We start from the raw sequence: 25,874 nt of genomic DNA, 5'->3' as shown, positions 1-25,874 counted from the left end.
CACGCCTACACCCTGAGGTAGCGCCGCAGCGTCACGAACGAGGCCAGGATACAGATCACGACACCGATGATCATGGTGATCGTGATGGTCTGGGCCACGTCGTTCCAGCCCAGTACGGCTGTGACGTCACCGAAGAAGCCGACGATCTCGTCGAACAGGAACACCTTCGCCACGATCAGGATGACCGCCGCGAAAACGCCGCCCACGAGACCGGCGATGACGCCTTCCATGACGAACGGTAGCTGGATGTAGAGGTTGGAGGCGCCGACCAGTCGCATGATGCCCGTTTCTCGGCGCCGGTTGAACGCCGACAATCGCACCGTGTTACCGATCAGCAGGGCCGCCGCCAGCACCAGGATGATCGCCACGGTGAGCGCGGCGAAGGCCAGCTTGTCCAGCAGATTGAAGAACGGGGCGATGAGCTGTTTCTGGTCCATCACCTGTGCGACACCGGTCTGCCCGGTGACGGCCTGGATGACGTTCTGATAGTTCTCCGGGTCTTTAAGGCTGATCCGGAACGACTGGGGCAGGTCCTCGACCTTGGTGGCGTCGACGAGGGCCTTGTTGTTCGCGAACGACTCCTTGAAGTTGGCGTACGCGGACGCCTCGTCCTCGAAGAACACCTGCTTGACGCCAGGGGTGCCCTCGATGTGCTTCTGGAGCGCGGCAGTCTGCGCGGGCGTGATCGCCTTGCCTTTGCAGGTAGGCATGGCCGTTCCCTTTTTACAGAGGAAGACCGAGATCTCGACCTTGTCGTCCCAGTAGCCCTTCATCAGCCCGACCTGGCTGTTGATCATCAAGCCGACGCCGAGCATCGCCATGCCGACCGCCACGGTGATGACCACGGCGATCGTCATGGTCAGGTTGCGACGGAGGCCGATCCAGACCTCGGAGAAGATGAAATTCGCCCGCATGTTGTGTCTGCAGCTCCCTGTCAGTACGCCTGGCCGTACACGCCACGCGACTGGTCACGGACGATCTTGCCGTCCTCCAGCTCCACGACACGCTTACGCATGGAGTCGACGATGGCCGCGTCGTGCGTGGCCATGACGACCGTGGTGCCAGTCCTGTTGATGCGGTCGAGCACCTTCATGATGCCGATGCTCGTCGCGGGGTCGATGTTGCCCGTGGGCTCGTCGGCCAGCAGGATCATCGGCCTGTTGACGAACGCGCGGGCCATGGCGACGCGTTGCTGCTCGCCGCCTGACAATTCGTCGGGCATACGGTGGGCCTTGCCTTCGAGGCCGACCAGCTCGATGACCTCGGGCACCACCTTGCGGATGAACCGCCGGGGCTTACCGATGACCTCGAGGGCGAACGCCACGTTCTCGTAGACGTTCTTGTTCGGGAGCAGCCTGAAGTCCTGGAAGACGCAGCCGATGCGGCGGCGCAGGTGCGGCACCTTGAAGTTGGTGAGGCGGGCCAGATCCTTGCCTGCGACATGAATCGCACCGGAGTTGGGCCGCTCCTCCTTGAGGACCAGACGCAGGAACGTGGACTTGCCTGATCCCGAGGGACCGACGAGGAACACGAACTCACCCTTGTCCACGTCTACAGATACGTGGTCGAGGGCGGGCCGGTTCTGGTTCTGGTAGACCTTGGTGACATTATCGAAATGGATCACGAGAGCATCACGGCATGCCAGTCTAGGGGTCAGGACGGAAGCGAGGGTGGCACATGCCCACTTCCCGCCACCGGCCGATCGGGGGCGCCGACTTTACTGATGATCGACGTTCCGATTGGCCAGACGACAGTCTAGGGGGAAGACTGGCATGGAACGTCCATAACGGAAACAAAACGATTGTGCGGCTACACTTGGGGCTGTCATGAGTTGCGAACACCTCGTATGCGCGCAGTGCGCCCACCCCGTGATCGAGGGGCGCTGCCCCCTCTGCCGCGCCAACAGGGAGCGGATGCACAACCACGGCTTCGCCGGGCTGTCACCCACTCTCGTCGTGCTGCTGCTGATCGTCCTGCTCTTCGTGAGCCTGGCGATCAAGCACCTAAGCGGTCTCTGACTCCTGCCGCCGCATCCACCGGATCTCGGACTCGATGAACTCGTCGATGTCGCCGTCGAGAACGGCTGACGGGTTGCCCGCCTCGGTGCCCGTGCGCAGGTCCTTGACTATCTGGTACGGGTGCAGCACGTAGTTGCGGATCTGCGTGCCCCACGACGTGGTGGTCGCGCCCCGCAGCTCCGACATCTTCTCCGCCTCTTCCTGCCGCTTGCGCTCAAGAAGCTTGGCCTGCAGCACGTTCATCGCGGTGGCGCGGTTTTGCAGCTGCGAGCGCTCGTTCTGGCAGGAGACCACGATGCCGCTCGGCAGGTGCGTGATGCGCACGGCCGAGTCGGTGGTGTTGACGCCCTGGCCGCCGGGACCGCTGGAGCGGTAGACGTCGACGCGGATCTCGTCCTCGATGATGTCGATGTGGTCGGTCTGCTCGACGACCGGCACGATGTCCACCCCGGCGAACGAGGTCTGCCGCCGCCCCTGGTTGTCGAACGGGCTGATGCGCACCAGCCGGTGGGTGCCGTGCTCGCCGCGCAGCGTGCCGTAGGCGTAGCGGGCCTTGATCGCGAACGTGGCCGACTTGATGCCGGCCTCCTCCGCGTAGGAGGTGTCGTAGACCTCGGTCGCGTAGCCCTTGCGCTCGGCATACCGCAGATACATCCGCAGCAGCATCTCCGCCCAGTCGGCCGCGTCGACGCCGCCGGCCTGGGAGTTGATCGTGACGAGCGCCTCGCGGGAGTCGTATTCGCCCGAGAGCAGCGTGCGCACTTCGAGAGCGCCGATGTCGGACTTCAGCGACCCGAGCTCCTTGTCGGCCTCGGCGCGCGTGTCGTCGTCACTCTCCTCGGCCGCGAGCTCGTAGAGGACCGTCAGGTCGTCGAGGCGGCGTGCCACGCCGTCGACGCGGTTGAGCTCACCTTGGAGATGGGAGAGCTTGCTGGTGACCTTCTGGGCCTGATCAGGGTCGTTCCAGAGGTCGGGCACGGCGACCTGCTGCTCCAGCTCCTCGATCTGCTTGCGCATCGCGTCGAGGTCGAGGACGTCTTGGATGCTGCGGAGCGTGCCCGCGAGCTCGTTGATCTCTTCTGCCGGATCGATGCCTGCCACGTCTCCCAAGGGTACGCGACCCTCGCGGGCACGAATAACATGGCGAGGTGCGTGCATACGGTCGGCGTGGGCTGCTGGCGCTCGCCGTTGGCGTGCTCGCCGCGGTGACCGCCTGCAGCGGCGATGCCAAGCCGGCCCCCACCAGGTCGGCCGTGGCCGCCTCCACGACCCCTTCGCCCTCTCCCGACGAGCCGGCCGTCACCCGGGCCGAGGCCGCGGAGGCGTTCGGGGAGGTCACCGCCACCGACGACACGCTGCGCGTGCAGAGCGACCTGCAGGGGCGACTGGCACTGGCGCTCGACATCATGACCGGCGGGCAGGCGCAACTCGCCGTGGCCGCCTACCTGTCCACCGACTACGCGCCGCCGCGCTACCGGTGGGGGGCGCCGACGTTGTTCGTGCCCAGGTTCCCCGCGTCGGAGCGCGCGCCCTGGTTCAGCGCGCTGGCGACCCGCGACGGGCGGCCGACGCTGCTGACGTTCGCCAAGTCCGACCGCTGGCGGCTCAGCTCCGCGGCCGAGCTCCTGCCGGGCCAGGAGGCCCCGAAGGTCGAGCTCGACGCCGACGGCTACGCCACGGTGGTGGCGGCCGACGACAAGACCGTCACGATCAGCCCGCAGTTCATGGGCCCGGTGCACGCCAGCGTGGCCGAGACGGGCACCGCCGGGGTCACCGCGGGCCTGCTCGCGCCCGGTCCCTACACGACGGACGTGGCCGAGCAGATCGCCTCCCGCCGCGAGGAGGCCAAGAACGACGGGTTCAGCTACGACTCGATCTTCAGCGCCGACAACTACCCGGTCTACGCGCTGCGCACCGAGGACGGCGGGGCGCTGATCCAATACTCGTTGTCGCGCACGACGTCCACGACCACGAAGACGGCCGAGGACGACTACATCCCGGTGCCGGAGTCGGCCCGGTGGGCGATCACCACGCCGGTGCTGCGGCGATCGCTCAAGCTGATCGAGACCCACCAGTACGCCTCGACCGTCCCCCCGCTCACCACCCCCGCCCCCGCGCCCGTGATCGCCCATGACGGCGCCCTCACGAAGGCCTCCGGCGAGTAGTCTTTGACCCTTCCGGCATTAGTCAACTAAAGTTGCCTATATGCCCGCTGATGACATTCCCGCTCCCCCGGAGCCCGCTCCCCCGGAGCCCGCTGACGCGCTCGCGGCCGTGGTGGCGCTGCGCCGCCTGGCCGACCAGCTGGAGGACGCCGCGGTCGAGCAGGCGATGCGGGCGGGCTGGGGCTGGCCCCAGGTCGCCGAGGCGCTCGGCATCACCCGCCAGGCGGTCCACAAGAAGCACGCCAAACGCCTCATCGCGGCCGGCGTCACCCTGAGGAGAAGGCAATGAGCGCGATCGACCACTACATCAACGCGATCATTCAACGGGGTGAGGTGGCGGCCAAGGAGGACGGCTCGGCCGCGATCGAGGCCCACCACCTGCTGCTCGGGATCGCCGATCACGAGGACACGACCCCTGGAGCGATCCTGGTGGCGGCGGGGCTGGATCGCGAGTCGATCCGGGGCGCGCTGGACCGGGAGTTCGAGCACAGCCTGAGCACGGTAGGGGTCTCACCGTCCGCCTACTCCCTCCCCCGTCCGGCCCTCGACCCGGACCGCCACCTCGGGATGGGGGCGTCGGCCAGACTCGCCCTGGAACGCGGCTTCGCCCACGCGGCCCGCAAGAAGGACCTCCGCCCGGCCCACCTCCTGCTCGGCGTCCTGGAGGCCGAGATCGGCACGGTTCCCAGGGCGTTGCAGCTGGCGGGGGTGGACAGGGAAGAGCTGATGGGCCGGGTCAAGGAGACGGCGGCGAACACGGCGTGGTGACCGATTGACCACGGAAATCGGCCGGCGGGGCGCTCCGTGACGGCGGTGCGCCACTGACCGGTCAGCGGGCGTTTCCCTGGACAGGGGCGAGCCAGGGTCGGCGGGTGGCCGGCCCTGGCAGCGCGTAAAGAATGGTCATCTTGACGCCATGGACGGAGGCGAGCCGGAGGCGGCCGGCCCCGGCACGACCCTTATGCCTCCGTGTGGGGAAGGTTGCTGGCCGCGACGAGCGTCCGGATCGCGCGGAGCGCGACGGACAGCGTGGCGAGGTCGAAGTTGTCGCTCTCCCAGATCTCCGACAGCGTCTGGCGCGCCCTGGAGACGGCGGCGGAGTTCGCCTCGGTCCAGCGGGCCAGGCGCTCCTCCGGCGGCAGCCCCGGCTTGCTGTGGGCCAGCACGTCGCGGGTCAGGGACGCGTGCGCGGCGTACAGGTCGTCGCGCAGCGCCGAGCGGGCGATCGAGTTCCACCGGTTGTCACGCGGCAGCGAGATGATCCGCTCCCGCAGCCGGGCCAGCTGCAGCCGGTCCGCGAGGTCGAAGTACACCTCCGCCACCTCGTTGACCGGCCGCCCCGTCAGCGAGGCCACCTCCACCAGGTCCAGCGTCGAGTACGCGGGCACCATGGCGGCCGCCCGCTCGGCCAGCTCCAGCGGCACCCCACGGGCGGCGAACGCGTCGCGGCGCTCCTCGTAGGCGGCCGCGTCGGGCCCGGTCAGGAGCTTCGGGAGGTGGGCGATGAGGCTGTTGACGCTCTTCATGAAGAAGCTGACGGACCCGGCCAGGTCCAGCGGCGGCCGCCGGTTGACCAGCAGCCACCGGGCGCCGCGCTCGGCCAGCTTGCGGGCCTCCAGCAGCATGGCGATCTGGGTCTTCGTGTCCACCTGGTTGTCCAGCGCCTCCACCGCGCGGTAGAAGCTCGGCAGGTCGAAGACCTCCCTGGCCACCAGGTACGCCCGCACGATGTCGGGCGTCGAGGCGCCGGTCTCCTCCCCGAAGCGGAACATGAACGTCGTCCCGGCCGAGTTGACCAGCTCGTTCACCACGCAGGTGGTGATGATCTCCCGGCGCAGCGGGTGCTCGTCCATGTACGTACGAAACCGTTCCCGCAAGTCCGACGGGAAGTACGACACCAGCCACGACGCCAGATAGGGGTCGTCGGGCAGATCGGAGCCCAGCAGTTCGGCGTCGGCCACCAGCTTGGTGTAGGCGAGCAGCACGGAGAACTCCGGAGCGGTCAGCCCCAGCCGCGCCTGCCGCCGCTCGGCCAGCGTCTTGTCCGACGGCAGGAACTCCAGCTCCCGGTTGACCAGCCCGTCCCGCTCCAGTTTCCGCAGGTAGCGGGCGTGGATGTGGAGCATCTCGACGGCCTGCGCGCGGGCGGCGGACAGGACCACGTTCTGCTGGTAGTTGTCCCGCAGCACCAGGTCGGCGACTTCGTCGGTCATCGAGGTGAAGACCTGGTTGCGCTGCTTGTCGGTCAGCTCCCCGTCGCGCACGACCTGGTCGAGCAGGATCTTGATGTTCACCTCGTGGTCGGAGGTGTCCACTCCGGCGGAGTTGTCGATGAAGTCCGTGTCGACCAGCCCGCCGTTGAGCGCGAACTCGATCCTGGCGAGCTGCGTGAACCCCAGGTTCCCGCCTTCCCCGATCACCTTGCAGCGCAGGTCGGAGGCGTTGACCCGCAGGCCGTCGTTGGCCTTGTCGCCGACGTCGGCGTTCGACTCGGCGCTGGCCTTGACGTAGGTGCCGATGCCGCCGTTCCACAGCAGGTCCACCGGGGCCCGCAGGATGGCGCTGATCAGGTCGTTCGGCGCCATCGAGACGACGCCTGCCGGGATGTCCAGCGCCTCGCGGATCTGGGGGGTGATCTGGATGGACTTGGCCGTGCGCGGGAAGATCCCGCCGCCGGCGGAGATCAGCGTGGTGTCGTAGTCCTCCCACGAGCTGCGCGGCAGCTCGAACAGCCGCTGCCGCTCCGCGAACGAGCGGGCGGCGTCGGGTGAGGGGTCGACGAAGATGTGCCGGTGGTCGAACGCGGCCACCAGCCGGATGTGCTGTGACAACAACATGCCGTTGCCGAACACGTCACCGGACATGTCGCCGATCCCGGCCACCGTGAAGTCGGTGCTCTGCACGTCCACGCCCGTGGTGCGGAAGTGGTACCTGACCGACTCCCAGGCGCCACGCGCGGTGATGCCCATGGCCTTGTGGTCGTAGCCGATCGAGCCGCCGGAGGCGAAGGCGTCGCCCAGCCAGAAGCCGTACTCCTTGGCCACGCTGTTGGCGATGTCGGAGAAGGTCGCGGTGCCCTTGTCGGCGGCGACCACGAGGTAGGTGTCGTCGCCGTCGTGCCTGACCACGTCGGGCGGAGGCACGACCTTGCCGTCCACGAGGTTGTCGGTGATGTCGAGCAGCCCGGAGATGAACATCCGGTAGCAGGCCACGCCCTCGGCGAGCAGGTCCTCCCGCTTTCCGGACTTAGGCGGCTGCTTAACGACAAATCCACCTTTAGACCCAGTCGGCACAATAACGGTATTTTTCACCATCTGCGCCTTCACCAGGCCGAGAATCTCCGTACGGAAATCCTCCATCCGGTCCGACCAGCGCAACCCGCCCCGCGCCACCTTCCCGAAACGAAGATGCACGCCTTCGACCCGCGGCGAGTACACGAATATCTCGAACTTCGGCCGCGGCAACGGCAGCACACTGATCGCCTGTGGATCGAACTTAAGCGATATGTACGGTTTGCGCGCTCCATCAACCTTTTGGAAGTAATTGGTGCGCAATGTCGCCTGGACCATCTCCAGATACGCCCGCAGAATACGATCCTCATCCAGCGAGGCCACCTCGTCCAACGCCCCGAGGATCTCCTCGTTGAGCGCGTCCACGAGGTCCACCCGGACCTCCTCGCCCCGCCGCGGATCGAGCTTGGCCTCGAACAGCCGGACGAGCAGCCGCGCCACCCGCACGTTGTCCCTGAGCACCCGCTCCATGTAAGGCTGCGAGAACGTGCTCCCGGCCTGGCGCAGATACTTGGCGTAGACCCGCAGGATCTCGACCTGCTCCCAGGTCAGCCCGGCGGAAAGGATCAGCGCGTTGAAGTCGTCGGCCTGCACGCGCCCGTGCCACAGCGCGGTGAGCCCTTCCTGGAAGAGCCGCTTGAAGTCGTTCCTGTCCACGTCCTCGGAGGGCGTGTACCGCAGCCCGAAGTCGTAGATCCACGCGTTCTTGGTGCCGGGGTCGTTGTCCCGATCGACCTCGTAAGGCCGCTCGTCCACGACCTCCACGCCGAGCCGCTGGATCAGCGGCAGCGCCTTGGACAACGAGATGGGCGAGCCGATCTTGTAGATCTTGAGCCGCCGCTCCCCCTCGGCCGCGTCGTACGGCTCGTAGAGGTTGATCCCGACCTTCTCCCCGTCGCCGGCCTCGACGAGTTGCTCCATCCGCCGGAGGTCGACCACGGCCACCTTGGGCGGGAAGTCCGCCTTGTAGCCCTCGGGGAAGGCGGAGGCGTACCGCCTGATGAGCGCGGGGGCCTCCTCCTCGGTGGTCATCTCCCCGAGCGCGGAGGCCAGGTCGTCCTCCCAGGAGCGGGTGATGGCGGCCAGGCGCGCCTCCAGCTCCTCCACGTCCACGCTCGGCGGCGGCAGCGGCCTGCCGCGCTCGCCCCGCACGACGACGTGCAGCCGGGCCAGCACGGACTCGCCGATCATGGCGCTGTAGTCGAGGGAGCGGCCGCCCAGGGCCTTGAGCAGCACCTCCTGCATCTTCAGCCGCACCTTGGTGGTGTAGCGGTCGCGGGGCAGGTAGATCAGGCAGGAGATGTAGCGGCCGTAGTCGTCGCGCCGCAGGAACAGCTTGACCTGCTTGCGCTCACGCAGCCGCAACACGCCCAGCGCGATCGGCAGGAGCTGGTCGACCGAGGTCTGGAACAGCTCGTCGCGCGGGAACGTCTCCAGGATCTCGATGAGGTCCTTGCCGTCGTGGCTGTCGGGCGCCAGCCCGGCCGCCTCCAGCAGGCCCCCCAGCTTGCGCCGCAACACGGGGATCCTGGAGATCGACTCGTTGTAGGCCACGTGCGTGAACAGGCCGAGGAAGCGCCGCTCCCCGATCACCTCGCCCTCGGGCGAGAACAGCTTGACCCCGATGTAGTCCAGGTAGGTCGCCCGGTGCACGGTGGCCCTGGAGTTGGCCTTGGTGATGATCATCAGCTGCTTCTCGCGCGCCTTGGCCCGCACCTCGGCGGGCAGCGCGGCGAAGCTCTCCGAGCCGACCTTGTCATCACGCAGGATGCCCAGCGCCGCCCCGGGCATCGCGCGCAGCGTCTCGCCCTCGTCGGTGTCCTCCAGGCGGTATTCGCGATATCCGAGGAAGGTGAAGTGCCCGTCGGCGAGCCAGCGCAGCAGGTCGAGGCTGTCCTCGACCTCCGCGGGCTCCAGCGGCGGCGGGTTCATGCTCAGGTCTTCGGCGGTCTGTACGGCCAGCGCCCGCATCTTCCTGAAGTCCTCGACCGCGTGGCGCACGTCGGTGAGCACCCGTTGCAGGTCGGCCTCGACACGCTCGAGCACCGCGGGGTCGCCCTGGCGGTCGATCTCGATGTGGATCCACGACTCCACCAGCATCTGGCCGGTGACGTCCTCCTGGCCGCGGCCGAGCATCCGGCCCGTCATGTCGCGGCGCACCCGCATCTGCGGATGGACCACCAGGTGGATGCCCAGGTCGTGCCGGTCGAGCTCCATCGTGACCGAGTCGACCAGGAACGGCATGTCGTCGGTGACCACCTCGACCACGGAGTGGCCGGGGTCCCAGCCGTTCTCCTCGATCGTCGGGGTGTAGGCCCGGACCACCGCCCTGCCCTGGGGGCGCAGTTCGGCGAGCTGTCTCTGGGACATCGCGGGACCGTACACGTCGACGGGGTTGCGGTCGAGCAGGTCCTCCGGCGCGACATGTCGATAGTAGAAGCGCAGGAAGGACAGAGCCTCTTCGGTGCTCACATGCTCGCTGCTCGCCGCGCAACTCTCTGCGGCTCGCTGGAGCAGCTCATCCTTGGCCTCGTCGAGCGGCATTTCGCTCTCACTCCTTTGTGAGGGTTTGCCATAGCTGTTCATAGCCAGGCCCTTCGTTCCCACGGCCGTGGGAAATAGTGCAGGCGTGTCCTACCGCGCAGGTGGCGGGGGTTCGCGGCCAGTCGCCACAGGCCGTCGTGGGACCGGCGGTCTCTCGCCACGGCCATCGGCGGGCCCATGGTCTCGGCATGGGAGACCGGCAGGCCACGCTGGGAGGAGGCGGTCGGACCAGCATCCCACAACGCGGGTTCGTCAGGCGGCCCGGGCACGCGGAAACGGCCGCCGTGCGACGGGCGGCCACTCTCCTCACCGAACCGTCGCCGCGGGGGAACGGGCGCATCACCGTCGATGCCCACCGAACACCTCCCCCTGACCGCCCGGTCACGCGGGACCGGGCGTGAAGCCTCGCCGTACTGATACCACCCGAAAAGGGCATAGACGTCAACGTGACATTGACATCGGGGGATCGTCTCCGGAGGTCGAGGAAGGATCGTTCTTGAGCTCGTCGAGCTGGTCCGGCAGCTCGGCAAGCTCAATCAGCTCCGCCTGGCATTGCTCGCACGTGTCGAGGTGGCGTTCGAAGGCCTCGTGCTCCTCTTCATCGAGGACGCCGAGGACGTAGGCGGCCACCCCGTCATGCATCAGCCGGCTACCCCCTTGTCCCGCAGCAGCTCGCGGAGAGCCCGGATCCCGTAGTAGAGCCGGGACTTCACCGTGCCCGGCGGGATCCCCAGAATCTCCGCCGCTTCACTTATCGTACGGTCTCGGAGGTACGTCTGCTCAATGACTTCGCGGTGTTCTTGGGACAGGGATCGGAGCGCGTCCGCGACGACCATCGCCGATAACGCTCGCTCCGATCCATCAGGCACCGACATCGTGTCGACTTCAGGCGGCTCGACCTCCTGCGGCCGGACGCTCTTCCGCCGACGACCATCAATGACAATGCGGCGGGCCACTGTCAGCAGCCACGCCCATATGAGGCTTGGTTCCCATTGCAGTCTTGCCGAGTTCCGCCAGGCCCGGACGAGCGTCTCCTGCACCACGTCTTCGGCCCACTGAAGGTCGTTACCTGTGGATTTGCGGACGTGTCGCAGCAGAGGGCCGCCGAACTCCTGGTAAAGCACCGCGATGCGGTGCTCCGCCTCGGCATCCGCACTCTCGAACCTGCCGTCGAGGTGACCTAGCACGGGGCACATCTTTACACCTTCGTTATCCAAGCGGTAGCCACTCCGATAACTCCAGTCATTTCTAACTATCTCCGGCCATACGTGAACCCGGACCGGTACACCCACGTACCTCCGACCATGCACAGGCTTTTGCGCGGTGAGTTGTTCATGCTCGGCGGCTTCGTCGTAGCCGCCGCCGTGACGATCGTGCTGGTCATGCCGCCGGCGATCGATCCCGCGGCCGCACAGTGGACCCAGACGTCATCGGGGCCGCTCTCGGCTGCCGACCGGGATCTGCTGATCAAGGTGCGCCAGGCGGGCCTGTGGGAGATGCCTTCGGGCGAGTACGCCAAGACCCGCGCCGAGTCCCAGCGCGTGAAGGAGGTCGGCGGTCTGATCATGAAAGAGCACATGGAGCTCGACCTGATCGTCCGCCAGACCGCCAAGAAGCTCGGCGTGGCTCTGCCCGACGAGCCCAACGCCGACCAGCAACGCTGGATGGCCCAGCTCGCGTCCGAGAGCGGGCCCGCCTTCGACAAGGACTTCGTGAACCTGCTGCGTGCCGCGCACGGGAAGGTCTTCACCGTCGTGGCGGCCGTACGGGCGGGCACGCGTAACTCCGAGATCAGGAAGGTCGCCGCGGACGGCATGAACTTCGTGATGCGTCACATGGCGTACCTGGAATCCACCGGCCTGGTCGACCACAACCAGTTGCCGGAACCCCCGACTCCCTCACCCGCTCCACCCGTCGCAATGGCGGTTGAAAAGAGGAGACACACATGAGGAGATCCAGACGCATGGCTGCGGCCATGTCCGCTTTGGCCATGGCGGCAGGCGGCCTGGTGTCCGCGGCCGTCATAGGCGCAGGCCCGGTCCTCGCCGACCACTGCGACCCCGCAGAGGCCACGCATTCACCTCAGGCGACCCAGTCGCAGCAGAATCAGCGCAACAGGAATGGTCAGGACCAGGACCAGCAAGATCAGGACCAGCAGGGACAGCAGCAGGACCAGGAGCAGGCGCCGGACCCGCAGGCCACCGACGACCAGGCCGGGGCCGACCAGAGCGGCCAGGACCAGACGGGCCAGGACCAGACCGGCGACGACCAGCAGGCTCCCCAGGGCGGCGGCGTCGCACTCGATCCCGCCCAGTCCCCCGAGGCCGACGCCCCTGAGGCGGCGCCGGAGGAGAGCCCCACGGTGCAGTCGCGCCGGCGCGGCAACGGGAACCAGTCCACCCGCTCCCCCAGCCCGAGCCCCAGCCAGACCCAGAACCCCGATGACCAGGGCACCGCGGAGCCGTCGCAGAGCGCCTCCCCCACGGGATCGGCCTCGCCCACGGGATCGGCCTCGCCCTCCCCGACCGCGACCGGCGGCAACGAGGAAGAGTGCCTGGACCTGGGCCCGTTCCCCGAGGACTTCGTGGACATCCGCCAGGTCGCGTCGTCGCAGCAGGGCAACGCGCGGACCGGCAGGAACGGCTCGCGCGGCACGTTCGTCTCCCAGTGCGGCACGAACCGCAACGGCCACAACAACCCTGACAACTTCATCGTCGCCCCCGGCGTGAGCAACGGGGCGCACCACCTGCACGACTACGTGGGCAACCTCTCGACGGACGGGTTCTCCACCGACGAGAGCCTGGCGGCGGCGGGCACGACCTGCCGGCAGGGCGACCTGTCCACGTACTTCTGGCCGGTGCTCAGAGACCGCAAGTCGGACGCGAACGCCGACGACCCGGACGGCAACGTCGGCCAGGTGCTGCGTGCACGCTCCGTGACACTCCAGTTCCGCGGCAACGCCTCCTCCAGGGTCGTCGCCATGCCGAAGTTCATCAGGATCATCACCGGTGACGCCAAGGCCGCGACGAACGGCACCGCCAACGCCAGGGCCGGCTGGAGCTGCACGGGATTCCAAAATCGCATATCTCCCGATAAATACACGCTTTGCCCGCGCGGCAGCCAGGTCGTTCGTATCCTGGACTTCCCTAGCTGCTGGGACGGTCAGAACACCGACAGCGCCAATCACCGCACGCACGTGGTCTTCCCCGACCAGGGCGGTGCCTGTCCGCAGGGCACCAGGGCGATTCCGCAACTCCGCATGAGCCTCACGTACACCGTGCCGCAGGGTGCGTCATACGCCGTGGATGCCTTCCCCGAACAGAAGCACAACCCGGTCACCGACCACGCCGACTTCGCCAACGTGATGCCGGACCGACTGATGCAGACAGTCGTCTCCTGCATCAACCGCGGCCGCCGGTGCTGATCTGATCCAACCCAGCCTTCCGAGTCGCACCCTCACCCGACGTTGGAGGGAAATAGATGCTCCACAGACGAAGCCCTATGCACGCCCCCACCAAGCTGGACACCAGGAGCGTCCGGCTGGGGGCGAGCGCCTCGATCGCGGCCATCGTCCTGTCGGCATTCGCGCTGACCAGGACCGAACGCGGGATCTCGCTGCTCGGCCAAGGGGTCGGCTTCCTCGAGTTCTACGCTGGCGTGTTCGCCCTGGTGCTGCTGACCGCGACCGTCGCGCTCGGCCTGCTCACCACCGAACGCGTCTTCCTGTCACCGGCCAACCGGGTCAGGGCCCAGCTCGCGCACCGGGCCACGGCGCTCATCGGGCTGGCGTACCTGATCACGCACATCACCCTCATGATCAGCCTGGGGCACGTGCCGATAGGAGCGGCGGTCGTGCCGGTGGCCGGGATCCCCGTGGGATTCGGCACGCTGGCCTTCGACCTGATGGTCCTGGCCGTGGTGACGGGAATGGTCAGAGGGCGGTTCGCGGTGCGGACCAGGCCGTGGATGTGGCGGATCTTGCACTCCGCCGCGTACCTGGCCTGGCCCGTCGGGATCATGCATGGGCTGACGGCCGGCCGGGCGCCGGCCGGATGGGTGGCCTGGTCGTACGTGGCCTGCATGGCGGCGGTCGGCGGCGCGCTGATCGTCCGCGTGCTGGCCACGTTGCGCCGGCCGCCCATCATGGCCGAGAAGGTCGAAGGACCCGCGGTGACGGCAGCCGCCGCCGTGGGCGTACCAGTGGAACGTCAGCGCAAGGCTCCGGTCGCGGCTGGAGCGGCGGCGGCCAACGCACCCGTGAGCCTCGCCGATGCCCGGCGCAGGTACCGGGAGGCCGGATGAACCGGCCCGCGGTTCCCCAGAGGCCGGGAGGCCGCATTGGCCTGCCCGTGGTTTCCCAGAGGCCGGGAGGCCGCATTGGCCTGCCCGTGGTTTCCCAGAGATCGGGAGGCCGGATGAGCCTGCCCGCGGTTCCCCAGGAGCAAGCGTGATTCCGGCTCGAGTGCCACGGGTTTTACGCATGGGTCCCGCCCGGCTGACCGCCGGGCTCGACCACTGCCGACGGCTCGACCTGCCCGCCCACCGCACCCTCCACGGCGTCGTGGAGCCGCGGGAGCTGGGCGAGCTCATCTCGTACGCCAACGAGGTGGACATGCGCGGCAGGGGCGGGGCGGCCTTCCCGTTCGCCCGCAAGTTGCGGGCCGTGGCCGACGCGGCGGGCTCAGGCGACAGCGTCGTGCTGGTCAACGGCGCCGAGGGCGAGCCCGCCAGCTCCAAGGACGCCATGCTGCTCACCCGCAACCCGCACCTGGTGCTGGACGGCGCGGTGCTGGCGGCCGAGGCGCTGGGCGCCCGCGAGGTGATCGTCGCGACGGCCGGCGGCGAGGTCGCCGAGGCGTCCGTGGCCGCCGCCGTGGCCGAGCGCAGGGCGGCCAACATCTCCGGCGGCGCCGAGAGCCGCGTGCCGATCAGGGTGGTCGGCATCAAGGAGCGGTTCATCTCCGGCGAGGGCGGCGCGCTCGTGCGCGCGGTCAACGGGGAGGAGGGCATCCCGCCGGGCAGGAAGAAGCGGGCCGCGACGAGCGGCGTGGACGGGCTGCCGACGCTGCTGTCCAACACGGAGACGTACGCGCAGTTCGCGCTACTGGCCGAATACGGCCCCGAGAAGTACGCCTCCGTGGGCACCACCAAGGAGCCGGGCACGATCCTGCTCACCGTCAGCGGCGGCGCGGCCCACGGCGCGGTCATCGAGACGCCCACGGGCACCCTGCTGGCCGACGTGCTCGCTCTGTGCGAGGCGGAGGCCGGCGACGGCGTGCTCGTCGGCGGCTACCACGGCGCGTGGCTGTCGGCGGACGAAGCCCAGTCGGCCGTGATCTCGCGCGAGGGCATGAAGCTGGCCGGCGCCACTCTGGGGGCCGGCATCATCGTGCCCCTCGGCGAGTCCACGTGCCCGCTGGGCGAGGCCGCCAGGGTCGCCTCGTTCCTGGCGGCGGAGTCGGCGGGCCAGTGCGGCCCCTGCCGCCTCGGCCTGCCGGACGTGGCCAAGGCGATCTGCGCCCTGGCCGAGGGCACGGGCTCGGTGGACGCGGTTCGCCGCTCCGTACGCGTCGTGGAGCGCCGCGGCGCCTGTTTCCACCCCGACGGGACGGCCAAGTTCGTGCTGTCGGCGCTGGACGCGTTCGAGACCGAGATCGCCACCCACCTGGAGCACGGCTCCTGCGGCCGGCCGGTACGCGGCGTGCTGCCGATGCCCGAGCGCGAGGCCGAGGTCGAGTTCCGGCTTGAGGTCGACTGGTCCCGCTGTCAGGGGCACGGGCTGTGCGCGCACCTGCTGCCGGAGTTCGTGGACCTGGACGACTACGGGTTCCCGTCGTTCAGCAAGATCCCTGGCTGGATGGCCAAGGAGGCGCGGCGGGCGGTCGACATGTGCCCGGCGCTGGCTCTGCGGCTGGCCCAGACCACCGGCGACGGCCCCAAGCCGGTCGGCTCGCCGCTGCAACTGGTCAAGGACGGCGTGCTCAAGAAGGCCGGAGAGAGCATCCCGCGGCTCACCCGCGTGAACGGCGGCGGCGCTCCACGGATCACCAGAGTCGGAGGAACAGCCTAAAACCATACATGTATGACGAACCTGGCGGATCTTTCGGACGTCTCACCCAGATGTTCGACCACGATCATTCGGGGAGAGGTCATGAACCGCCGGGACTTCCTGCACGCCACCGCGTTCGCGCCGCTGGCGTCGTCCGCGTTCGTCCCGCTGGCGTCCTCCGCGCCGCCGCCCGACTGGGGCAGGCTGCGCGGACGGCTGGCGGGCACGCTCGTGTTGCCGGGCGACGGCGGATACGCCACCGCCCGCCGCCTGTACAACCCGGCCTACGACCGGATCAGGCCGCAGGCGGTGGCCTACTGCACGAGCGCGGCGGACGTCTCGGCGTGCCTGGCGTTCGCGCGGGCCAACGGCGTGGCGATCACCAGCCGCTCGGGCGGCCACTCCTACGCGGGCTGGTCCACCGGCACCGGACTGGTGATCGACGTGTCCAGGATGAGCTCGGTCGCCTACTCCGGCGGCCGGGCCACGATCGGCGCGGGCGCCAAGCTCATCGACGTCTACGACAAGCTCTCCCGCCACGGCGTGAGCATCCCCGCGGGCTCCTGCCCCACCGTCGGCATCGCGGGGCTCACGCTGGGCGGGGGCATCGGCGTGGTGTCCAGGAAGTACGGGCTCACGTGCGACGTCCTGGAGTCCGTACGCGTGGTCACGGCCGACGGCCGCCTGCTGACCTGCGACGCCGGGCACAACGCCGGCCTCTACTGGGCCTGCAGGGGCGGCGGCGGTGGCAACTTCGGCGTGGCGGTGTCCTTCACGTTCAGGACCCACCAGGCCACCGACCTGACCCTGTTCTTCCTGCACTGGCCGTGGGCGAAGGCGGGCGCCGCGGTGCGGGCGTGGCAGTCGTGGGCGCCGACGGCGCCGGAGGAGTTGTGGTCGACGCTGCGCCTGAGGCGCTCGAAGAGCGGGCTGGACGTGCAGATCGGCGGCGCGTACGTCGGGGGCGCGGCCGCGCTGGAGCGGCTGCTGGCCCCGCTCGTCGCCAAGATCGGGAAACCCTCGTCACGTTCGGTGCGCACGACCTCCCGCCTGGACGCCATGAAGACCATGGCAGGCTGCGCCTCGATGTCGGTGGCCCAGTGCCGGCGGATGCCACGAGAGGCGTTCGCGGCCAAGTCGCACCTGGCGTACCGGACGCTGCCTGCTGACGGGGTGCGGGCGCTGGTGGACGGCGTGGCGCGCGGCGGGGGGCACTCGGTGTTGCTGGACGCCATGGGCGGCGCGATCGGGCGGGTACGGCCGTCGGCGACGGCGTTTCCGCATCGGGCGGCGCTTTTCAGCGTGCAGTATTACCAGGAAGGGACGAGCCGGAGCTGGTTGCGCGCATTGCATCATGACATGTCCCGATATTTCGGGGATCATGCGTATGTGAATTACATCGACCCGGATTTGAGAAATTGGCGGAATGCGTATTACGGGACCAACGCCGCGCGGCTGGCGGAGGTGAAGTCGACCTACGACCCGGATCGGCTGTTCCGGCTGCCGCAGGGCGTATAGGTCACACGATCTGACCCCGGACGTAGACGGGCTCGCCGACCTTGACGATCTCGAACAGGCGCTTGGAGGTCTCGATCGGGACGCGTACACAGCCGTGCGAGGCCGGCTGCAGCGGCACCTTCGTCGAGCCGTGCATGGCGATGGCGCCGGTGAAGTACAACGAGTTGAACATCGAGCCCAGATGCCCGGTGGTCCAGCCCGGCGCGCGGCTCATGACGCGGAAGTCGCCGACCGGGGTGATCGCGTTGCCGCAGCGGCCGTCCTCGCAGTAGCGGATCTCGGCGCCGGTGGAGATGTGCGAGATCAGCACGGGCTTGCGCTTGCGGTACACGGTGAGCAGCTGGTCGCGCAGGCTGATCTCCACCCGGTCCGCGCCGCCGTTCGGCACCAGCGGCCTGCGGTGCGGCTGCTTGCCGAGCGCGGCCAGCGCCTTGGGCCCGATCTCCCCCTTCGGCATGAGCCGGTGGCTCTTCTGCAGCGCCCACACCGCGAACTTGGTCTGCTCGTCGTAGACGCCGTGGAACCTGCCGAAGTAGTAGTGCGCGGCGTGCAGCCGCTTCTGCAGCTCTCTGACGACCTCCCCGCGCTGTCCGGGCCGCAGCACGACCTGTTCCTTCGCCGCTTCCGTCTCGGTGTTCGTCTCGGTGTTCGCCTCGGCCGGGAACGCGGCAATCGGCACGGCGAGCGCCGCGGCGACGCCGAGAGTGGCTATTCTCTGAAGCTTTATCCTCATAAATCGACGAGTACCCAGTCCGCCGAGAATTCATGGTTTTGTACAGCAAAAGTCCCGGCTAATAACCGGGTCACGCTAAATGTGCTTTTATCGCGGACAACCGCCAAAAATGGGTCGCGAACGCCCCGCATCGCCTGGGAAGATCCGGTGGTATGCGTAACTGGCCGCTCTTCGAGCTCTCCGTCACGACCCCGCGCCTTGAGCTGCGCTACCCCTCCCTGGAGGACCTCGACGCCCTCGGCGACCGCGCCGCCGAGGGCGTCCACGAGCAGGGGTTCATGCCGTTCCTGTTCCCCTGGACCGACACCGACCCGGCCGAGCGGGCCAGAAGGACCGTGCAGTACCACTTCCGCTCCTGGGGCGAGTTCACCGCGGCCGACTGGTCGGTCGAGTTCGTCGTCGTGCACGAGGGCGAGATCGTCGGCGTCCAGGGCATCATGGCCAAGGACTTCCTGGTCACCCGCGAGGTCAAGACCGGCTCCTGGCTTGGGCGGCGCTTCCACGGCCAGGGCATCGGCACCGAGATGCGCAGGGCCGTGCTGCACTTCGCCTTCGAGGGCCTGGACGCGCACCAGGCGGTGACGGAGGCGTTCGAGGACAACCACGCCTCGCTGGCGGTGACGAGGAAGCTCGGCTACCGCGAGGACGGCATCACCACGCACGACCGCCAGGGCGAGCCGGCCATCACCCAGCGCTTCCGCCTGGCCAGGCAGGACTGGGCGGAGTCGCCGGGCTTCGAGATCCACAACCTGGACACGTGCCTGCCGCTGTTCGGGCTGAAGGGCTGAGCGACCGGGGTCAGGCGTCACGTGAGCGCAACAGCACCCCGAGCACGGAGAGTGTCCCGGCGGCCAGTGTCAGCCCGGCGAGCAGCCCCGCCTTGGCGGCCAGCACCCTGATCCTGCTGACCACCCCCGGCGGGCCCAGGGTGCTGCTGGCCCCGGCCGTCACCAGGCGCCTGATCAGCGAGTTCGCCCGCATGACCCCCAGGCGGGCCCCGGCCGCGGGAGCGCTGTCCACGCTCACCCCACGCGAGACCCAGGTCCTGAGGCTGGTCGCCGAGGGCCTGTCCAACCCCGAGATCGGCGCCCGCCTGATCGTCACGGAGGAAACGGTCAAGACACACGTGAGCCGGGTCCTGAACAAGCTGGGCCTGCGGGACAGGACCCAGGCCGTCGTCATGGCGTACGAGACGGGCCTGGTCGTCCCCGGCGGGGCGGCAACAGCCTTGTGAAACCCCCGCAGCCCGGAACGGGCGCGGCCAGAGCTCACGGCGTGAAGTGGCGCAGCACCTCCGGGTTGGCCATGGCGTCGGGGTTGGCCGCCTGCTCGACGGGGGTGCCGAGCAGGATCTTGCGTACGGGGACCTCGAGTTTCTTGCCGGAGAGCGTACGCGGGATGCCCGGGACGACGTGGATCTCGTTGGGCACGTGACGCGGCGACAACTCCTTGCGCAGGGCGTCGCGCAGCGCCCGCTCCAGCGGCTCGCCGAGCGAGGCGCCTTCGGCGAGCGTCACGTACAGGAGCAGCCGCCCTTCCTGCCCGAGCTGCCCCGTGTCGATCACGAGGCTGTCGGCGATCTCCTCGAACCGCTCGACGACCCGGTAGAACTCGCTGGTGCCCATCCGCACCCCGCCCCGGTTGAGCGTGGAGTCGGAGCGCCCGTAGATCACGCAGCTCCCGTCCTCGTTGATCTTGATCCAGTCGCCGTGCCGCCACACGCCGGGGTAGACGTCGAAGTAGCTTTCGGTATAGCGCTCGCCGCCGGGGTCGTTCCAGAACATGACCGGCATCGACGGCATGGGCGCGGTCACCACCAGCTCGCCCACCTCGCCGACCACCGGCCGGCCCAGGGGGTCGTACGACTCCACCTTCGCCCCCAGCGACCGGCACGGAATGATCCCGGCCCTGATCGGGTGCAACATGGTGGCCCCGACGAACCCCGTACACACGTCGGTGCCGCCCGAGAACGACCCCAGCGGCACCCCGGGCAGCTCGGCCGACAACCAGGCGAACCCCTCGGGCGGCAGCGGCGAGCCGGTCGAGCCGACGCCGCGCAGCTTGTCGAGCCCCTCGGGACGGACGCCCGCCTTCAGCGAGGCCATGATGTACGGCGCCCCCACCCCGAAGTACGTCACGTCCTCCGAGTCGGCGATCCGCCACAGCGCCGCCGGCGAGGGATAGGCGGCCGAGCCGTCGTAGAGCACGGGCGTGGCCCCCACCAGGAGGGCGCCGATGAGGTAGTTCCACATCATCCAGCCCGTGGTGGTGTACCAGAAGAACACATCGCGCTCGTCGAGGTCCTGGTGGAAGGCGAGCGACTTGAGGTGCTCCAGCACGACGCCGCCGTGCCCGTGCACGATCGGCTTGGGCAGCCCGGTCGTGCCGCTGGAGTAGAGGATCCACAGCGGATGGCCGAACGGGACCCGCTCGAACTCCAGCGGCCCCTTCTCGGCCCGCAGCCCCTCCCAGCCGATCACCTCGCCGTGCGGCAGCTCCCCGGTATGCGTGGGCGCCGGTTCGGCCTGCTGCGGCGCGCGCCCCTCCGCCGCCGCCGCCAGGTACGGGATCCACACGGTCGCCCGCAACGAGGGCAGCTCGGCGGCGATCTCGTCGACCGCGCCCGAGCGGTCGTACCGCTTGCCGTTGTAGAGGTAGCCGTCCACGGCGATGAGCACCTTGGGCTCGATCTGCCTGAACCGGTCGACGATGCTCGGCACCCCGAAGTCGGGCGAGCCCGCCGACCAGATCGCGCCCAGCGACGCGGTGGCCAGGCACGCGATCAGGGCCTGCGGGATGTTGGGCAGGTAGGCGGCCACCCGGTCGCCGCGCCCGACGCCCAGCCGGACCAGCCCCGCCCTGACCCTGGCCACCTCCTCGCGCAGCTCGGCCCAGGTCAGCTCCTGCCGCCCGCCGTCCTCGGAGACGAAGATCAGGGCGGTTCCCTCGGTACGGCGCAGCGCGTTCTCGGCGTAGTTGAGCGAACTCCCGGCGAACCAGGTGACATCGGGCATCTTCCCCGACACCACGGGCCCGTCGCCCCGGTCTCCGATCACGTCGAAGTAGTCCCAGATCGACGTCCAGAACTCCGCCGGCTGGTCGACGGACCACCGCCACGCGTCCTCGTAGTCGCCGGAGCGGCCCAGCCATCGCAGGTAGTGGGTCAGCCTGGCCGACTCGATGACCTCTTCGCCCGGCTCCCAGAGAAGCTCGCCCTCAGCAACCATGTGCCCCATCCTGTCGCCCGTCCAGGGAAAAGTCATACCCGGCCTTCCCCATAACTTGCTACCTCCGTAGGTGGTCCACCGCCATACGCGCGGCCGTGCCGATCACGGCGTCGGCGCGCGGCTGGTTGAGCGCCGTGCTGAAGGAGCGGGTGAAGACCGACACGGCGTACCGGCCTCCGTCGGGGTACTCGACCACGCCGGACTCGCAGCGCAGGGTCGGGAGCGTGCCGGTCTTGCCGCTGACGGCCACGTCGTCGTAGGGGAAGCCGGAGGCCAGCCGGTGCGGCCAGACCTGGGCGTTGAGCACGGCCCGCATCCACGCGCACGAGTCGGCGGAGGCGGCCTCGTCGCGCCAGATCAGCCCGAACAGCCGGGCCATCTCGCGCGCCGTGCCGCTGTTGGACCTGGCGGGGTCCAGCACGCTGAGGCGGGCGATGTCGTCGGGATCCATGAACGGCCACGCGTGCCCGGCGTCCCTGCCCATGCTCGCGTTGGTCTCCCCCGACCCGTACACGACCCGGGTCTCCCTCAGCCCGAACGACTCCAGCATGGCGTTGACCGCCTCGCACCCGACCAGATCGAGGAGCGTGTCGGCCGAGGTGTTGTCGCTGACGGCGATCATCAGGTACGCCAGGTCGCGCAGCGAGATCGTCACGTCGTCGAGCATCGCGGAGATCCCCGTCGGCCCGGACACCCGGTAGCCCGCCGGCACGGTCACCCTGCTCGTCAGGTCGAGCAGCCCGGCATCGGCCTGCCGGCAGAGCTCCACCAGCAGCGGCACCTTGAAGATCGAGGCGATGGGCTGCGGCTCGTCGGCGCCGTGGCCGACCTCGTGCCCGGTGTCGATGTCCTGCGCGTGCAGCCGTCCGGTCACACCGGCCACCCGGAACAGGCCGTCGAAGTCGGGCGCGCTCATGCCAGCATCCCCGGCCTGCGGCTGACCCGCCGTGAGGGTGCGGCGCCCTCGTCCGTCATCCCGGCGCTCTCCTTCAATGTCCGTACGGCCACGGCCGAGAAGTCGGTGGCCGCGAGCGTCACCACGCGCCAGGCGGTGGAGATCCGCGTGGCGATCGGCGAGCCTAGCAGCGGGCGCCAGGCCAGCCCCGGCAGCTCCATCCTGGGCCCGAACGCCACCGCCGCCCCCGCCAGCACCAGCCCCAGCCCGGCGCCCTGATGCACCTGCGCGGGCACGTACCCGTGGCGGCGGCACTCCGCCAGCACCTCGGCGTGCCAGCCCGGCTCGCCCTCCTTGGGGGGCATCAGCAGGTCACGTCCCGCCAGGTCCGCCAGGTGCACCTCGCCGACGCCCGTGAGCGGGTCGCCCTCGGCCAGCAGCACGCCCTGAGTCTGCCGGAGTATCTGGCCGAAGCGCAGGCCGGGCACGGTGACCGGATGGCGTACGAGGCCGACGTCGATCGTGCCCTCGCCCAGGGCCGTCACCTGGTCGGCGGTCCAGATCTCGGCGGGCGCGAGGCGTACCTCGGGGTTGGTCTGGCGGAAGCCCGCGACCAGGGCGGCGAGCACGGAGGCGGCCAGGTCGGGCGGGACACCCACCTTCAGCACCGTGCCCTCGCCCTGCCTGGCCAGCTCGTGCAGCCGGTCCACCCTGGTCACGATCTCGCGGGCCTCGCCGAGCAGCAGCCGGCCCGCTTCTGTGAGGCGCACCTGGCGGGCCGAGCGGTCGAACAGCCGCACCCCCAGCTCCTCCTCCAGCCGTTTGATGCGCTGGCTGAGCGGCGGCTGGGCCATGCCGAGCCGGATCGCCGCGTTGCCGAAGTGGAGTTCCTCCGCCACCACGGTGAAGTAACGGAGATGCCGGACAAGGTCCATGACCAGCAACCATATCCGAATTTATATCCCGACGACCTTCATATCAATATTGGACACGCGAGCCTGGCCTCTGCTGTCCTTCCGGTCATGGCACCACAAACGGGGAGAATCTATGGCAGGCGCCGCCGCAGACGGTGGCCCTGGATCGTCGCGGGGATCCTGATCCCGATCGTCGCGGCGGGAGGCGTCGTCTGGGCGCTGCGCACGGAGGGCTCGCCCGAGGAGACGGCCGACCGCTACCTCACGGCCTGGACCGACCAGGACTACGCGGGCATGCGCGCCCTGGTCGCGGACCCGCCCGCCGACTTCGAGACCTGGCACCGGCGCTTCCGTACGGACCTCAAGCTCACCCAGGCCACCTTCCGCCGTCCGCGCCCGAACGGAGTCTTCGCCGCCACCTCCGACGACGGCGCCGTCTCCTTCCAGGCGGCGCTGACCGGACGGCGGGACTGGGACTACGGCGGAAAGCTCCAGCTCATCGAGCGCGACGGCACCTGGAAGGTGGACTGGACACCCGCCGCCATCCACCCCCTGCTCAGAGAGGGCCTGTCCCTGCGGGTCAGCACCCAGGACGGCGACCCGGTACGCGTCCTCGCCGCCGACGGCACGGTGATCAACGACTCCTCCGCGCCAGGATCGGTGCAGCAGCTCGTCGAAGGCATGCGGCAGACCCTGCCCGACCGCTTCAAGGCCCAGAACCGCGCCAGGATCGACCTCTACCAGGGCGGCCAGTTCGTCCAGACCGTGGTCAAGCCGGGCGGGAACCGGCCCATCCAGACCACGATCGACCTGAAGGTGCACCAGGCGGGGGCCCAGGCGCTCAAGGGCGTGGACAAGCCGGTCTCCCTGGTGGCGCTGCGGGCCTCGACCGGCGAGATCCTGGCCGTGGTCAACGCGCCGGGCGGGTTCAACCGGGCGCTGATGGGCAAGTACCCGCCGGGCTCGACGTTCAAGGTCGTCACGGCCTCCGCGCTGGTCGCGGGCGGCGTCAAGCCGAACCAGCAGGTCATGTGCCCGGCCGAGCGCAACATCGGCGGCTTCCCCTTCCACAACGCGGGCTTCGAGGACTTCGGCACGCTGTCGTTCCAGGACGCGTTCGCGCACTCCTGCAACACCACGTTCGGGGAGATGAGCGTGGCCAGTCTGAACGACGGCCGCCTCGCCGAGGTCGCCAGGATGTTCGGCTTCGACACCCCCATCACACCGGGCGTGCCCGCCGTACGCGCCGAGTTCCCCGACCCCAAGGACACCACCGACCTGGCCTCCGCCGCGATCGGCCAGGGCCGCGTGCTGGCGAGCCCGCTCAACATGGCCTCCGTGGCCGCCGCGATCGCCTCCGGCGCCTGGATCCCGCCCACGCTGGTCAAGGACGAGCACATCCCCGACCGCCAACCCGACAACCCGCGCCCGCTGGAGGACGGGGTGGTCAAGGCGCTGCGCGCGCTCATGCCCGCCGTCGTCACCGACGGCACCGCCCACAACGTGCAGTTCCCGTCCGGCACCGCAGGCAAGACCGGCACAGCGGAGTACGGCTCAGGCAGACAACCACCGGCCCACTCCTGGTTCATCGGCTACCGGGACGACCTGGCCTTCTCGGTCATCGTCGAGGGCGCAGGCGCCGGCTCCGCCGTAGCGGCCCCCATCGCCTCCCGCTTCCTCCAGGCCGTTCACTGACCCCAGTGCGAACCTCCCGCGCCTCTCTCCCCGAAAGGAGCTCCACCGAAGTACGGCGGGGAGAGGCGCGGACCACCCGAAAGGGGTTAACCGGCCTTGCGGTCGAGCGGCGAGGTCAGCCCCGAGACCGCCGCCACCACCTCGGAGGCATTGGACAGATCGGGCAACACCACATCGGCCCCCGCCTCACGCAGCTCACCCGCCATCGACCGCCCGGAGGCGACCCCGATCATCGCCGCACCACCGATCTTGGCCGCCTGCACATCACGCGTGGAGTCCCCGATGACCACGGTGTTGGCGGCGGTGAACGGCGTGCCGAGCCGCTGCTTGGCCCGCGACTGCGCCACCTGCAACAACGTCGCCTTGGGATAGACCTCTTCCCCATAACCCCCGAGCTCGAAGTCGATGTGCTTGTCGAGCCCGAACGCCTTCAGCTTGTGCACCGCGTTGCTCTTGATCGTGCCGGTCAGCGCCGTCTGCACCACACCGTCGAGCCTGGACAGCGCCTTCAACGCGTCCTTGGCCCCCGGCATCATCCGCCCCTCCTTCGCCAGCCGCCCGCGCCGATCGGCGAAGGCCGTGGCGAGGGCCGCCAGGAACCGGGGCAGGTGACCGTCCTCGGCCACGATGCCGTTGACGGCGAGCGTCTCGAAGACGATCTCGGAGTCAGGACGCCCCAGCGGTGGCACGAGCTTGACCAGTGGACGCCCGGTCACAACGCGGAACGCCTCGGCGTAGGCATCTCTGGTCACGATGGCCACGTCGACCAGAGTCAGGTCGACGTTCCACAGCACAAGGCGGTTGATGGCTGCCTCCTGAGGGGTCC

Annotated in this window: 23 protein-coding genes; 12 read left to right on the top strand and 11 right to left on the bottom strand. The window is 69.1% G+C overall.

All coding sequences use genetic code 11. The annotated features are described in order from the left end of the window. Window positions 1-5: 5 nt before the first annotated feature. Window positions 6-914 carry a permease-like cell division protein FtsX gene (gene ftsX, locus ACFPZ3_RS23600; protein ID WP_379516377.1) on the bottom strand — a complete coding sequence of 303 codons (909 nt, stop codon included), beginning with the start codon at window positions 912-914 and terminating at the stop codon, window positions 6-8. A 20-nt stretch (window positions 915-934) separates the two neighbouring features. Next, window positions 935-1,624, bottom strand: coding sequence for a cell division ATP-binding protein FtsE (gene ftsE, locus ACFPZ3_RS23595; protein ID WP_379516376.1), 690 nt, complete (start codon window positions 1,622-1,624; stop codon window positions 935-937). Between the two features lie 202 nt (window positions 1,625-1,826). On the opposite strand from ftsE, the gene ACFPZ3_RS23590 reads away from it, so the two are divergent. Beyond that, complete coding sequence (locus tag ACFPZ3_RS23590) at window positions 1,827-2,018, top strand: hypothetical protein (protein ID WP_379516375.1); 192 nt, start codon at window positions 1,827-1,829, stop codon at window positions 2,016-2,018. Here the strand turns inward: ACFPZ3_RS23590 and prfB are convergent. Then, a complete protein-coding gene (prfB, locus tag ACFPZ3_RS23585; RefSeq protein ID WP_379516374.1) occupies window positions 2,004-3,119 on the bottom strand; it encodes a peptide chain release factor 2 in 1,116 nt (371 codons plus the stop codon). The two genes, ACFPZ3_RS23590 and prfB, sit on opposite strands and share 15 nt — an antisense overlap. Before the next feature lie 47 nt (window positions 3,120-3,166). On the opposite strand from prfB, the gene ACFPZ3_RS23580 reads away from it, so the two are divergent. Genes ACFPZ3_RS23580 through ACFPZ3_RS23570 form a run of 3 tightly spaced genes read left to right on the top strand, consistent with a single transcriptional unit; the run spans window position 3,167 to window position 4,951 of the window. Beyond that, window positions 3,167-4,183: a DUF8094 domain-containing protein gene (locus ACFPZ3_RS23580; protein ID WP_379516373.1), complete on the top strand. Its 1,017-nt coding sequence runs from the start codon at window positions 3,167-3,169 to the stop codon at window positions 4,181-4,183. 40 nt (window positions 4,184-4,223) lie between these two features. Beyond that, window positions 4,224-4,472 carry a hypothetical protein gene (locus ACFPZ3_RS23575; RefSeq protein ID WP_379516372.1) on the top strand — a complete coding sequence of 83 codons (249 nt, stop codon included), beginning with the start codon at window positions 4,224-4,226 and terminating at the stop codon, window positions 4,470-4,472. Further along, window positions 4,469-4,951 (top strand): Clp protease N-terminal domain-containing protein, encoded by a 483-nt coding sequence (locus ACFPZ3_RS23570; RefSeq protein WP_379516371.1) that lies wholly within the window; start codon window positions 4,469-4,471, stop codon window positions 4,949-4,951. Before ACFPZ3_RS23575 ends, ACFPZ3_RS23570 begins: the two co-directional genes overlap by 4 nt. Before the next feature lie 191 nt (window positions 4,952-5,142). Here the strand turns inward: ACFPZ3_RS23570 and ACFPZ3_RS23565 are convergent, their stop codons facing one another. From ACFPZ3_RS23565 to ACFPZ3_RS23555, 3 genes are all read right to left on the bottom strand, one after another. After that, window positions 5,143-10,017 (bottom strand): NAD-glutamate dehydrogenase, encoded by a 4,875-nt coding sequence (locus tag ACFPZ3_RS23565; protein ID WP_379516370.1) that lies wholly within the window; start codon window positions 10,015-10,017, stop codon window positions 5,143-5,145. Window positions 10,018-10,458: 441 nt separating this feature from the next. Beyond that, window positions 10,459-10,659 carry an anti-sigma factor family protein gene (locus ACFPZ3_RS23560; protein ID WP_379516369.1) on the bottom strand — a complete coding sequence of 67 codons (201 nt, stop codon included), beginning with the start codon at window positions 10,657-10,659 and terminating at the stop codon, window positions 10,459-10,461. Next, window positions 10,659-11,213 (bottom strand): sigma-70 family RNA polymerase sigma factor, encoded by a 555-nt coding sequence (locus ACFPZ3_RS23555; RefSeq protein ID WP_379516368.1) that lies wholly within the window; start codon window positions 11,211-11,213, stop codon window positions 10,659-10,661. The genes ACFPZ3_RS23560 and ACFPZ3_RS23555 overlap by 1 nt, the downstream gene beginning before the upstream one ends. Before the next feature lie 108 nt (window positions 11,214-11,321). Here ACFPZ3_RS23555 and ACFPZ3_RS23550 point away from each other — a divergent pair, with 108 nt between their 5' ends. From ACFPZ3_RS23550 to ACFPZ3_RS23530, 5 genes are all read left to right on the top strand, one after another. Next, window positions 11,322-11,966, top strand: a complete 645-nt coding sequence (locus tag ACFPZ3_RS23550; protein WP_379516367.1) for a DUF4142 domain-containing protein — start codon at window positions 11,322-11,324, stop codon at window positions 11,964-11,966. Beyond that, entirely contained in the window at window positions 11,963-13,441 is a 1,479-nt protein-coding gene (locus ACFPZ3_RS23545) for a DUF1996 domain-containing protein (protein ID WP_379516366.1), read from the top strand. The genes ACFPZ3_RS23550 and ACFPZ3_RS23545 overlap by 4 nt, the downstream gene beginning before the upstream one ends. Window positions 13,442-13,497: 56 nt before the next feature. After that, window positions 13,498-14,319, top strand: a complete 822-nt coding sequence (locus ACFPZ3_RS23540; protein WP_379516365.1) for a hypothetical protein — start codon at window positions 13,498-13,500, stop codon at window positions 14,317-14,319. A 178-nt stretch (window positions 14,320-14,497) separates the two neighbouring features. Next, the gene (locus ACFPZ3_RS23535; protein WP_379516364.1) at window positions 14,498-16,087 is read left to right on the top strand and encodes an NADH-ubiquinone oxidoreductase-F iron-sulfur binding region domain-containing protein; all 1,590 of its coding nucleotides are present in this window, start codon (window positions 14,498-14,500) and stop codon (window positions 16,085-16,087) included. Window positions 16,088-16,168: 81 nt separating this feature from the next. Further along, window positions 16,169-17,584 (top strand): FAD-binding oxidoreductase, encoded by a 1,416-nt coding sequence (locus tag ACFPZ3_RS23530; protein WP_379516363.1) that lies wholly within the window; start codon window positions 16,169-16,171, stop codon window positions 17,582-17,584. A 1-nt stretch (window position 17,585) separates the two neighbouring features. Here the strand turns inward: ACFPZ3_RS23530 and ACFPZ3_RS23525 are convergent, their stop codons facing one another. Next, window positions 17,586-18,317, bottom strand: coding sequence for a L,D-transpeptidase family protein (locus ACFPZ3_RS23525; protein WP_379516362.1), 732 nt, complete (start codon window positions 18,315-18,317; stop codon window positions 17,586-17,588). A 152-nt stretch (window positions 18,318-18,469) separates the two neighbouring features. Between ACFPZ3_RS23525 and ACFPZ3_RS23520 the strand changes: the two genes are divergently transcribed. Together ACFPZ3_RS23520 and ACFPZ3_RS23515 are read left to right on the top strand one after the other, a co-directional pair. Further along, a complete protein-coding gene (locus ACFPZ3_RS23520; protein ID WP_379516361.1) occupies window positions 18,470-19,105 on the top strand; it encodes a GNAT family N-acetyltransferase in 636 nt (211 codons plus the stop codon). A gap of 92 nt (window positions 19,106-19,197) precedes the next feature. After that, window positions 19,198-19,551: a response regulator transcription factor gene (locus tag ACFPZ3_RS23515; RefSeq protein WP_379516360.1), complete on the top strand. Its 354-nt coding sequence runs from the start codon at window positions 19,198-19,200 to the stop codon at window positions 19,549-19,551. Window positions 19,552-19,585: 34 nt separating this feature from the next. Here ACFPZ3_RS23515 and ACFPZ3_RS23510 read toward each other — a convergent pair whose 3' ends face one another. The 3 genes from ACFPZ3_RS23510 to ACFPZ3_RS23500 are packed head-to-tail and all read right to left on the bottom strand — an operon-like array spanning window position 19,586 to window position 23,374. Beyond that, complete coding sequence (locus ACFPZ3_RS23510) at window positions 19,586-21,544, bottom strand: acetoacetate--CoA ligase (RefSeq protein ID WP_379516359.1); 1,959 nt, start codon at window positions 21,542-21,544, stop codon at window positions 19,586-19,588. Window positions 21,545-21,602: 58 nt separating this feature from the next. Beyond that, window positions 21,603-22,460 (bottom strand): serine hydrolase, encoded by an 858-nt coding sequence (locus ACFPZ3_RS23505; protein WP_379516358.1) that lies wholly within the window; start codon window positions 22,458-22,460, stop codon window positions 21,603-21,605. Beyond that, window positions 22,457-23,374 (bottom strand): LysR family transcriptional regulator, encoded by a 918-nt coding sequence (locus tag ACFPZ3_RS23500; protein WP_379516357.1) that lies wholly within the window; start codon window positions 23,372-23,374, stop codon window positions 22,457-22,459. The genes ACFPZ3_RS23505 and ACFPZ3_RS23500 overlap by 4 nt, the downstream gene beginning before the upstream one ends. A gap of 87 nt (window positions 23,375-23,461) precedes the next feature. Here ACFPZ3_RS23500 and ACFPZ3_RS23495 point away from each other — a divergent pair, with 87 nt between their 5' ends. Beyond that, window positions 23,462-25,048 carry a penicillin-binding transpeptidase domain-containing protein gene (locus ACFPZ3_RS23495; protein WP_379516356.1) on the top strand — a complete coding sequence of 529 codons (1,587 nt, stop codon included), beginning with the start codon at window positions 23,462-23,464 and terminating at the stop codon, window positions 25,046-25,048. Window positions 25,049-25,134: 86 nt separating this feature from the next. Here ACFPZ3_RS23495 and ACFPZ3_RS23490 read toward each other — a convergent pair whose 3' ends face one another. Further along, window positions 25,135-25,842: an HAD family hydrolase gene (locus tag ACFPZ3_RS23490; protein ID WP_379516355.1), complete on the bottom strand. Its 708-nt coding sequence runs from the start codon at window positions 25,840-25,842 to the stop codon at window positions 25,135-25,137. Between the last annotated feature and the right edge of the window lie 32 nt (window positions 25,843-25,874).

Source organism: Nonomuraea insulae, assembly GCF_042656245.1.
The sequence above is the reverse complement of the archived record's forward strand: the minus strand, read 5'-3'. Positions and strand labels throughout refer to the sequence as shown.